9 protein-coding genes are annotated in these 8,934 nt (G+C 71.3%); 4 read left to right on the top strand and 5 right to left on the bottom strand.

Annotated elements, in window-relative coordinates; genetic code table 11:
- The first annotated feature begins 204 nt into the window (after positions 1–204).
- From G5C60_RS47730 to G5C60_RS47720, 3 genes are all read left to right on the top strand, one after another.
- Positions 205–1,002: a putative protein N(5)-glutamine methyltransferase gene (locus tag G5C60_RS47730; RefSeq protein WP_165270066.1), complete on the top strand. Its 798-nt coding sequence runs from the start codon at positions 205–207 to the stop codon at positions 1,000–1,002.
- 92 nt (positions 1,003–1,094) lie between these two features.
- On the top strand, positions 1,095–3,110 hold the full coding sequence (locus tag G5C60_RS47725) for an NADPH-dependent 2,4-dienoyl-CoA reductase (RefSeq protein WP_165270065.1): 2,016 nt from the start codon (positions 1,095–1,097) through the stop codon (positions 3,108–3,110).
- 135 nt (positions 3,111–3,245) lie between these two features.
- Positions 3,246–3,800 (top strand): PadR family transcriptional regulator, encoded by a 555-nt coding sequence (locus tag G5C60_RS47720; RefSeq protein ID WP_165270064.1) that lies wholly within the window; start codon positions 3,246–3,248, stop codon positions 3,798–3,800.
- Between the two features lie 24 nt (positions 3,801–3,824).
- Here the strand turns inward: G5C60_RS47720 and G5C60_RS47715 are convergent, their stop codons facing one another.
- The 5 genes from G5C60_RS47715 to dhaK all read right to left on the bottom strand — a co-directional run bounded on the left by G5C60_RS47715 (position 3,825) and on the right by dhaK (position 8,082).
- A complete protein-coding gene (locus G5C60_RS47715) occupies positions 3,825–4,394 on the bottom strand; it encodes a hypothetical protein (protein ID WP_165270063.1) in 570 nt (189 codons plus the stop codon).
- A 302-nt stretch (positions 4,395–4,696) separates the two neighbouring features.
- Positions 4,697–5,707: a fibronectin type III domain-containing protein gene (locus G5C60_RS47710; RefSeq protein ID WP_165270062.1), complete on the bottom strand. Its 1,011-nt coding sequence runs from the start codon at positions 5,705–5,707 to the stop codon at positions 4,697–4,699.
- A gap of 293 nt (positions 5,708–6,000) precedes the next feature.
- Positions 6,001–6,411 (bottom strand): PTS sugar transporter subunit IIA domain-containing protein, encoded by a 411-nt coding sequence (locus G5C60_RS47705; protein WP_165270067.1) that lies wholly within the window; start codon positions 6,409–6,411, stop codon positions 6,001–6,003.
- Positions 6,412–6,421: 10 nt separating this feature from the next.
- A complete protein-coding gene (gene dhaL, locus G5C60_RS47700; protein ID WP_165270061.1) occupies positions 6,422–7,021 on the bottom strand; it encodes a dihydroxyacetone kinase subunit DhaL in 600 nt (199 codons plus the stop codon).
- Between the two features lie 68 nt (positions 7,022–7,089).
- Entirely contained in the window at positions 7,090–8,082 is a 993-nt protein-coding gene (gene dhaK / locus G5C60_RS47695; RefSeq protein ID WP_165270060.1) for a dihydroxyacetone kinase subunit DhaK, read from the bottom strand.
- A 173-nt stretch (positions 8,083–8,255) separates the two neighbouring features.
- Between dhaK and G5C60_RS47690 the strand changes: the two genes are divergently transcribed.
- The gene (locus G5C60_RS47690) at positions 8,256–8,627 is read left to right on the top strand and encodes a four-helix bundle copper-binding protein (protein WP_165270059.1); all 372 of its coding nucleotides are present in this window, start codon (positions 8,256–8,258) and stop codon (positions 8,625–8,627) included.
- Positions 8,628–8,934: the final 307 nt, after the last annotated feature.

Here is an 8,934-nt window from a genome sequence, read left to right as displayed (position 1 = left end):
GGGGAGGACCGGGGGAGGGCCTCGTGACCGCGGCCGCGGCCGTGTAATGTTGCCGTCCGGTTGCGGACCGCCCCGGCCGTGCAGGGACGAAGGAGGTGAGCCCCATTACCGCTGTGTCAGCTCGGGTGCTCTCGCCTCAGGGTTTCACCGTCGCCAGGTGACCGGGAGAGCGCCCTTCGGGTTCCCGAAAGGCTCTCGGCTTCCATGCCCTTCCCCTCCGCCCCTTCCGTTTCGTACGCCACTGTCGTCGCCGCGCTCCGGTCCGCGGGCTGTGTCTTCGCCGAAGACGAAGCACGGCTGATCCTCTCCACCGCCCGCACCCCGGCCGAACTCACCGCCATGGTGGACCGCCGCTCCACGGGCCTGCCCCTCGAACACGTCCTGGGCTGGGCCGAGTTCTGTGGTCTGCGCATCGCCGTGGAACCGGGCGTCTTCGTGCCCAGGCGGCGCACCGAGTTCCTGGTCCAGCAGGCCGTCGCCCTCGCCCTCGCTCGTGACGCGACGGCCCCGCTCGTCGTGGACCTCTGCTGCGGCTCGGGCGCGGTGGGCGCCGCACTCGCCGCGTCCCTCCTCGGCGCCGAGCTGCACGCAGCCGACATCGACCCGGCCGCGGTGCGCTGCGCACGCCGGAACGTCAGCGCGGATCACGTCTACGAGGGCGACCTCTTCGAGCCGTTGCCGCGCACCCTCCGCGGCCGCATCGACGTCCTGGCCGCCAACGTGCCGTACGTCCCCACCGAGGAAGTCGGCCTCCTGCCCCCGGAGGCCCGCGACCACGAACCCCTCGTGGCGCTCGACGGAGGAGGAGACGGGCTCGACGTCCTGCGCCGGGTGACCGCCGAAGCGCCGCGATGGCTCGCCCCCGGCGGCTTCCTCCTGGTCGAAACGAGCGAACGCCAGGCGCCCGCCGCCGTCGAGACCTTCGCCGGCAGCGGTCTTGTCCCACGGCTGGCCGTGTCCGAGGAGCTGTACACCACGGTCGTCATCGGAACGAGGTCCTAGTCACATCGACTCTCCGCCGTTGTGCAACTAGTTGCATAAAGTTCGGCCCCTCGTCTACAAAAGACGTGACGACGCCGCGCATGGAGGGGCCGATGAGCCGTTACCCGCACCTGCTGAACCCGCTCGACCTGGGCTTCATCACCCTGCCCAACCGCGTGCTCATGGGCTCCATGCACGTGGGCCTGGAGGAGGCGGAGCGCGGCTTCGAGCGCATGGCGGAGTTCTACGCGGCCCGGGCACGCGGGGGAGTGGGGCTCATCGTCACCGGCGGGATCGCGCCCAACGAGGCGGGACGGCCCTATGAAGGCGGCGCCAAGCTCACCACCGAGGCGGAGGCCGAGCAGCACACCGCCCTCACGGAGGCCGTACACCGTGAGGGCGGCAGGATCGCGATGCAGATCCTGCACTTCGGGCGGTACGCCTACCACCAGGACCTCGTCGCGCCCAGCGCCCTCCAGGCCCCGATCAGCCCCCACGTCCCGCACGCCCTCACGGACGAGGAGATCGAGCGGACGATCGACGACTACGCCCGGGCCGCGCGCCTCGCCCGGCAGGCGGGCTACGACGGCGTCGAGATCATGGGCTCCGAGGGCTACCTGATCAACGAGTTCATCGCCGCCGGGACCAACCACCGCGAGGACCACTGGGGCGGCTCGTACGAGAACCGCATCCGCTTCCCCGTCGAGATCGTCCGGCGCGTACGCGAGGCGGTCGGCGAGGACTTCGTCATCATCTACCGGCTGTCGATGCTGGACCTCGTGCCCGGCGGCTCCTCGTTCGACGAGGTGATCACGCTGGCCAAGGCCGTCGAGGCCGCGGGGGCGACGATCATCAACACCGGTGTCGGCTGGCACGAGGCACGGATCCCCACCATCGCGACCTCGGTGCCGCGGGGCGCGTACGCCTGGGTGACCAAGAAGGTCATGGGGGCCGTCTCGATCCCGCTGGTGACGACCAACCGCATCAACACCCCCGAACTCGCCGAGCAGTTGCTCGCCGACGGCTACGCCGACATGGTGTCCCTGGCCCGCCCGATGCTCGCCGACCCGGACTTCGTCACCAAGGCGCGCGACGGGCGGCCCGAGGCCATCAACACCTGCATCGGCTGCAACCAGGCCTGCCTCGACCACACCTTCAGCGGCAAGATCACCTCCTGCCTGGTCAACCCGCGCGCCTGCCATGAGACGGAGCTCGTCCTCTCGCCGACCCGGCTGCGCAAGCGCGTCGCCGTCGTGGGCGCGGGCCCCGCCGGACTCGCCTGCGCCGTCTCGGCCGCCGAGCGCGGCCACGACGTCACGCTCTACGACGCGGAGAGGGAGATCGGCGGCCAGCTGAACGTGGCCCGCAGGGTCCCCGGCAAGCAGGAGTTCGACGAGACGCTGCGCTACTTCCGTACGCAGCTCGAACTGCGGGACGTGGCGGTGCGGTTGGGCACATACGTCACCGGGGACGACCTCGCCGCGTACGACGAGGTCGTCGTCGCCACGGGTGTCACCCCGCGCACCCCCGAGATCCCCGGCGTCGACCACCCGAGCGTCGTCGGCTACCTCGACGTGCTGCGCGACAGCGCGCCCGTCGGCGACCGTGTCGCGATCCTCGGCGCGGGCGGCATCGGCTTCGACGTCGCCGAGTACCTGACCGACAGCGGCGACAAGGCGAGCGAGGATCCGGCGACGTACTTCCGGCAGTGGGGCGTCGACATGGACTACCGGGCGCCCGGCGGCCTCGCCGCACCCGAGCGCCCCACCCCGCCGCGTTCCGTCCACCTCCTGCAGCGCAAGCCGTCCAAGGTCGGCGCCGGGCTCGGAAAGACGACGGGCTGGATCCACCGCACGGAGCTCAAGCACCGCGGCGTCACCATGGTCCCGGGGGTTCAGTACGACCGGATCGACGACGAGGGCCTGCACGTCACCGTCGGCGGGCAGAGCTCCGTCCTGCCGGTCGACACGATCGTCCTCTGCACCGGACAGGAGCCGCGGCGCGCTCTGTACGACGAGCTGCGCGCCGCGGGCCGTAGCGTGCACCTCATCGGCGGTGCGGACGTGGCCGCCGAGCTGGACGCGAAGCGCGCCATCAAGCAGGGCACGGAGCTGGCGGCGGCGCTGTAGTCCACGGATTGGCTCCGGCGACGTCCCGCGGATCCGGGCCGGCGATGTGGCGCGGATCCGGGCTGGTGATGTGGCGCGGATCCGGGCTGGTGGTGTCCCAGGATCGACCCTCGGCGGCGTCCCTAGGATGAGTTCATGTCACTCCCGCACGCGATCCTCACCGCCCTCCTCGAGAAGCCTTCGTCGGGCCTTGAGCTGACCCGGCGCTTCGACAGGTCGATCGGTTACTTCTGGTCGGCGTCGCATCAGCAGATCTATCGCGAGCTGGGCAAACTGGAGGCCGAGGGCTACATCCGGGCCCTGGCGGCCGAGCAGCCGGCCCGTGGGCAGAAGAAGAGCTACGAGGTCCTGCCATCGGGCCGCGCCGAACTCACCCGCTGGACCGCCGCGTCCCAGGACCCGAAGCCCATGCGCGACACGCTGCTGCTGCGCCTGCGGGCCGCAGCCGTGGTCGGCACCGCGGGCATCGAGACGGACCTGCGCCGCCATCTCGACCTGCACCGGCGGCAGTTGGCGGAGTACGAGGAGATCCAGCAGCGCGACTTCCCGCCCGGCAAGGAGACCTCCCAGGACCGGCTCCAGCACCTCATCCTGCGCGCGGGGATCGACCTGGAGACTTTCTGGACCCGGTGGCTGACGCACGCACTGGAGGAGTTCGGGCGGCTGCCCGCGGAGGACTCGGCTTCCTGAGAGCCACCCGTGTACCCCGTGTGATCAGAGCCGGTTGGGCTTGGCGCGGCGACGCAGGAACCAGGCCGTGCCTCCGACACCTGTCGCCACCAGGACCCCGCCCACCACGTAGGTGACGGTGCTGTAGTCCTTCGAGGAGCCTCCCGTACCGCCCATGACCCCGCGTGTCGGCGATGGCGACGGTGAGAGTGTCGGCGACGGAGAGGGTGACGGTGAGGCCGTGGCGGAGATCGTGGGGCTGGAGCTCGTGGACACGGTGACGGACTGGGTGCCCGCCGTCGTGCCGTTCGTGCAGACCACGATGACGGTGTAGGTACCAGCGCTCACCCCCGACCAGGAGGCGCTCTGACTGCTGGTGCCGCCGGTCAGCGGCACCTGGCGGCCTTGGGCGAAGTTGGCCTGGCCGCTGGAGAGCAGCGAGGCGTTGCCGCCGGTGGGGCACGAGGTGGTGTTCACCTGGACCGTGGATCCGCTGGCGGTCACGGTGATCTGCGTGTTCACCGCTGAAGCGGGCCCGGCGGTGAGGGCCAGCGGCAGCGCGGCGGTGGCCGCCACGGTCAGACCGGAGCGGACGAGCATCTGAGTAGTACGCATTGGACTGCCCTCCGGCGGCACGGTTGGCGGTACGTCCCATGCGCCGCCGAGGGTTGGGAAACGCCCGTGCTGCCCTGGGACCGAGCCAACGTGCCCTTCACCGGGTCCGCACGCGGGCCGGGCCCGACCAGGTGACGGATTCCTCCGTATGGCGGATCACGAATGGCGCGCCACGTCCTAGCGGACTTGCCGAAGTCCGGTGCGGTACCGCGCCCCTTTAGGGGCGCGGGGCTGTATCTATTTGCGGCTCCGCTGCGTGGGCGCGACCAGCCACGACGATCCCGCAGCTTCGAACCGCACGTTCAGCGGAGCGCGCTCGCCCCCGTGGTCACCGTCCGCTCCACCGAGAAGCCGCCCCAGGTCCCGTCCGGCAGCTTCGCCCTGATCCGCACCCGCTGGGTGACTCCGGCCTCGCGTCCCACGTAGAAGCTGTACGTCGCCTTGTCGCGCGGCGCCGTGCCGCCCCAGACGAGCGAGGTCGCCGGCCGTCCGTCGAGCTGGATCTGATACTCGGTGATCACACCGTCGATCACCCCGGCGTTCGGCGGAATCCAGGACAGGTCCACGTAATACGCCCCGTCGGCACGGTGTGTCGTCGCGCGGAAGCCGGATGGGGCGGTGTACCGCCCGTCGTCGGAGCCCGGCGCGGTGGTGATCCTCACGGCCTCGCTCGCGGGCGAGACGTTGTCCGCCGCGTCCCGCGCCCGGACGGTGAAGGAGTAGCGCGTGCCCGGCCGGAGCCCGGTGAGCACGGCCGCCGTCTGCCCGCCGCCCACACTGTGGATCTTCGTCCCGGCCTGGTGGATGTCGTACGAGGCCACGCCCCTGTCGTCCGCGGACTTCTCCCAGGACAGCTGGACGGCCCGGCTCCCGGCCGCCTTGCCCTGCGGCCGCGCCGGGCGGGCCGGGGCGCGGTCGTCGGCGGCGGTCGCGGCGGGTGTGGTGGCCCGCACGCGTGCGCTGGGCGGGCCGCTGTTCCCGTCGGCGTCCCGTGCCCGGACGGTGAAGGCGTACGTGGTCGACGGCTTGAGCCTGGTGACGTCCACCATGTGCTGCGCGCCCGGTACTTCCTTCACCTTCGTGGTGCCGCGATACACCTCGTACCGGTCGATCTCGGGGTCTCCGGAAGACCGGTTCCACATGACGTGCACGCTCGTCGCACTGCCCGCCGCGGCGGTGACCCCCGCCGGTGCCGAGGGCAGCCGGACGCTCCCGCCGCCGTCCGGCCCGCCCCAGCCGCAGGACACCAGTGACGTCGGCACCAGCAGGACGCCACAGACCATCGCAACGGCTCGCGCGGGAACGCGTCGCATCGCCCTGCCCTTCCTCGACGGGATTGGTCCGGACCAATATGGCGCTGTTGATGCGGCCACATCAAGAGGGCGGGCGTGGAGTCCGTGAGGGTGGCCGTCGTGCGCGGCCTCGGCGGAGGGTTACGTATGATGATCCTCTTCGCGGCTGAACTCGCCCTTGTCGTAGGGGAGTTCATGCCCGTGGCGCGGACGCTGTCGTCGCTGGTCCCGCGCCGACGAGGGCGGCCGAGGGGCCGGAGCCGACGTCGGCTCCGGCCCCTCGGCCCCCGATCGTGGCGTACCCCGCGACTGGGTCACACCTTCCGATACGTGTACGCCTCCGAAGCCGCCGCCTCCACCGCCGCGAGGTCCGCTCCGGCCGACGCGGTGACGACCGCGGCCACCGCGCCCTCGACGAACGGGGCGTCCACGAGGCGGGTGTTGGCGGGGAGCTCGTCTCCCTCGGCTAGCAGGGTCTTCACCGTGAGGACCGCGCTGCCGAGGTCGGTGAGGACGGCGACACCGGCGCCGCGGTCCACGGAGGCGGCCGCGGCGGAGATCAGCTCGGCGCTGGTGCCGAGGCCGCCGCCCTCGACACCGCCCGCCGGAGCCACCGGAGCGGTCGTGCCGCCGCCCGCGAGTCCCGCCGCCAGCTCGGCGACCGAGGAGGCCACCGCGGCGCTGTGCGACACGAGCACGATCCCCACCAGCTTGTCGTCACTCACCAGCTTCTCGTCAGTCACCGACGGCCTCCTCGAGGGCGGCGATCAGCAGAGCCGAGGAGGTGGCACCGGGATCCTGATGCCCGATGCTCCGCTCGCCCAGATAGCTCGCCCTGCCCTTACGGGCCTGCAAGGGCGTGGTGGCGAGGGCACCCTCCTCGGCGGCGGCCCGGGCCGCCGCGAAGGACTCGCCGAGCGCGTCGACCGCGGGCACCAGCGTGTCGATCATGGTCTTGTCGCCGGGCGCCGCCCCGCCGAGCTGCATCACCGCGTCCACGCCCGTGCGCAAGGCGTCCGTGAGCTGCTCCTCGCTGACCTCGGCCGCGTCCCCGAGCGCCTTCCCGGTACGGCGCAGCAGCGTGCCGTACAACGGCCCCGACGCACCGCCCACCGTCGAGATCAACTGCCGTCCGGCGAGCATGAGGACGGCGCCCGGCGTGCCCGGTGCCTCCTTCTCCAGCGTGGCCGTCACGGCCGTGAAGCCGCGCTGCAGATTGCTGCCGTGGTCGGCGTCGCCGATCGGTGAGTCGAGGGCGGTGAGCCGCTCGGCCTCGCGGTCGACGGACGCGGCGGTCGCCGTCATCCAACGGCGGAAGAAGTCGGCGTCGAGCACAGGATCTCCTTGCCTGGTACGTGCCTGGTACGTGGGTGGTATGTGCGTCGTAAGGGCTTCGACCGGTCTCACATGCCCCAGCGCAGGCCAGCCGTGCGCACCGGAGCGTCCCACAGCCGCAGCAGGTCCTCGTCGACCTGGCACAGCGTCACCGAGGCTCCGGCCATGTCGAGCGAGGTGACGTAGTTGCCGACGAGCGTGCGCGCCACGGCGACGCCGCGCTCGGTCAGCACGCGCTGCACCTCGGCGTTGAAGCCGTACAGCTCCAGAAGCGGTGTCGCACCCATGCCGTTGACCAGGACCAGCACCGGATTCCTCGGGCTCAGGTCCTCCAGGATCGCGTTCACCGAGAAGTCGGCGATCTCCCGGGAGGTCATCATCGCGCGCCGCTCGCGGCCGGGCTCGCCGTGAATGCCGATGCCCAACTCCAGCTCTCCGGCCGGGAGATCGAAGGTGGGGCTGCCCTTGGCCGGAGTGGTGCACGCGCTCAGCGCGACGCCGAAACTGCGGGAGTTCTCGTTGACCTGACGGGCCAGTGCCTCGACCCGCTCCAGCGGCTGTCCCTCCTGGGCCGCGGCGCCCGCGATCTTCTCCACGAACAGCGTCGCGCCGGTGCCGCGCCGCCCCGCCGTGTAGAGGCTGTCGGTCACGGCCACGTCGTCGTTGACGAGCACCTTCGCCACCTGGATGCCCTCGTCCTCGGCCAGCTCCGCGGCCATGTCGAAGTTGAGCACGTCACCGGTGTAGTTCTTCACGATGAACAGCACCCCGGCACCGCTGTCCACGGCGGCCGCAGCCCGCACCATCTGGTCCGGAACGGGGCTGGTGAACACCTCGCCCGGGCACGCCGCCGACAGCATTCCCGGGCCTACGAACCCGCCGTGCAGCGGCTCGTGCCCCGACCCACCGCCGGAGACGAGCCCCACTTGTCCGGCCACCGGAGCGTCCCGCCGCACGATCACCCGGTTCTCGACATCCACGGTCAGCTCGGGATGGGCGGCCGCCATGCCCCGCAGCGCGTCCGCGACGACCGTCTCCGCGACGTTGATCAGCATCTTCATTCCGTACCTCCGGGTGAGGTGAGCAGCCGTGGCCGCGTCCTGGATCTCTCTCAAGGCCTGCGGGTCAAGTATCGATCGCCGAGTGCGGTTGGGCACTGATCGGGACAACAGATCTGGCGCTCGCGTGTGCCGTCGCCGGGTTTGGCGTCACGGCGTCCGGCTACCCGGACAGCGTGTCAGCAACAGATCAGCAGGAACTCGTCCGTTTCCTCGAGGACCGGTTCTCGTGCGCACAGGCCTGTACCGAGTGCGCGCGGGTGTGCGCCCTGCGCGCGAGCCTCGCCGATCTCGACGGTCCCGAAGACCAGCAGCAGCTGCGGCGCAAGAGCATCATGTGCGCGGAGGTCTGCGACGCGACCTGCCGTGTCCTGGCCGAACAGACCTGGCAGGACGAGGCCGGCACGCGAGCGCAGGTCGAATGGTGCCGCGCCGTCTGCCTCGAGACGGCGCACGTCTTCGACCGGGACCCCGGCGCCGAGGAGGGCGCCAAGGCCTGCCGGGACTGTGCGCGCGCCTGCACGGAGTTCCTTGCCGTTCTGAGGTGACGGGCCCTGCTGGGTGACAGGCCGTGCTTGGGGGACGCGCCGTCTTGGGGTGAGGGGCCCGCTGGGTGACAGGGCCTGCTTGGGTGACGCGCCGTTCTGGGGTGAGGGGCCTGCTGGGTGACAGGCCCTGCTTGGGTGACGCGCCTTTCTGAGTCGAGGGGCCTGCTGGGTGACAGAGCTTGCTTGGCGGACGCGCCGTTCTGGGTGACGGGAGCGACAGTGGTGGCCTGAGTGAAACAGGTGCCAGTCTGTGCGGCGGCCCCTCAGCCCCGAGCGGCCCCTCAGCCCCGAGCGGCCCTTCAGCCTC

The organism is Streptomyces scabichelini, assembly GCF_011045015.1.
GTDB lineage: Bacteria > Actinomycetota > Actinomycetes > Streptomycetales > Streptomycetaceae > Streptomyces > Streptomyces scabichelini.
The sequence above is the reverse complement of the archived record's forward strand: the minus strand, read 5'-3'. Positions and strand labels throughout refer to the sequence as shown.

Bases quoted from the DNA above. Each gene is read 5' to 3' on its own strand.
- G5C60_RS47730 (WP_165270066.1), top strand. From the start codon at position 205: ATGCCCTTCCCCTCCGCCCCTTCCGTTTCGTACGCCACTGTCGTCGCC.
- G5C60_RS47725 (WP_165270065.1), top strand. From the start codon at position 1,095: ATGAGCCGTTACCCGCACCTGCTGAACCCGCTCGACCTGGGCTTCATC.
- G5C60_RS47720 (WP_165270064.1), top strand. From the start codon at position 3,246: ATGTCACTCCCGCACGCGATCCTCACCGCCCTCCTCGAGAAGCCTTCG.
- G5C60_RS47715 (WP_165270063.1), bottom strand. From the start codon at position 4,394: ATGCGTACTACTCAGATGCTCGTCCGCTCCGGTCTGACCGTGGCGGCC.
- G5C60_RS47710 (WP_165270062.1), bottom strand. From the start codon at position 5,707: ATGCGACGCGTTCCCGCGCGAGCCGTTGCGATGGTCTGTGGCGTCCTG.
- dhaK (WP_165270060.1), bottom strand. From the start codon at position 8,082: ATGAAGATGCTGATCAACGTCGCGGAGACGGTCGTCGCGGACGCGCTG.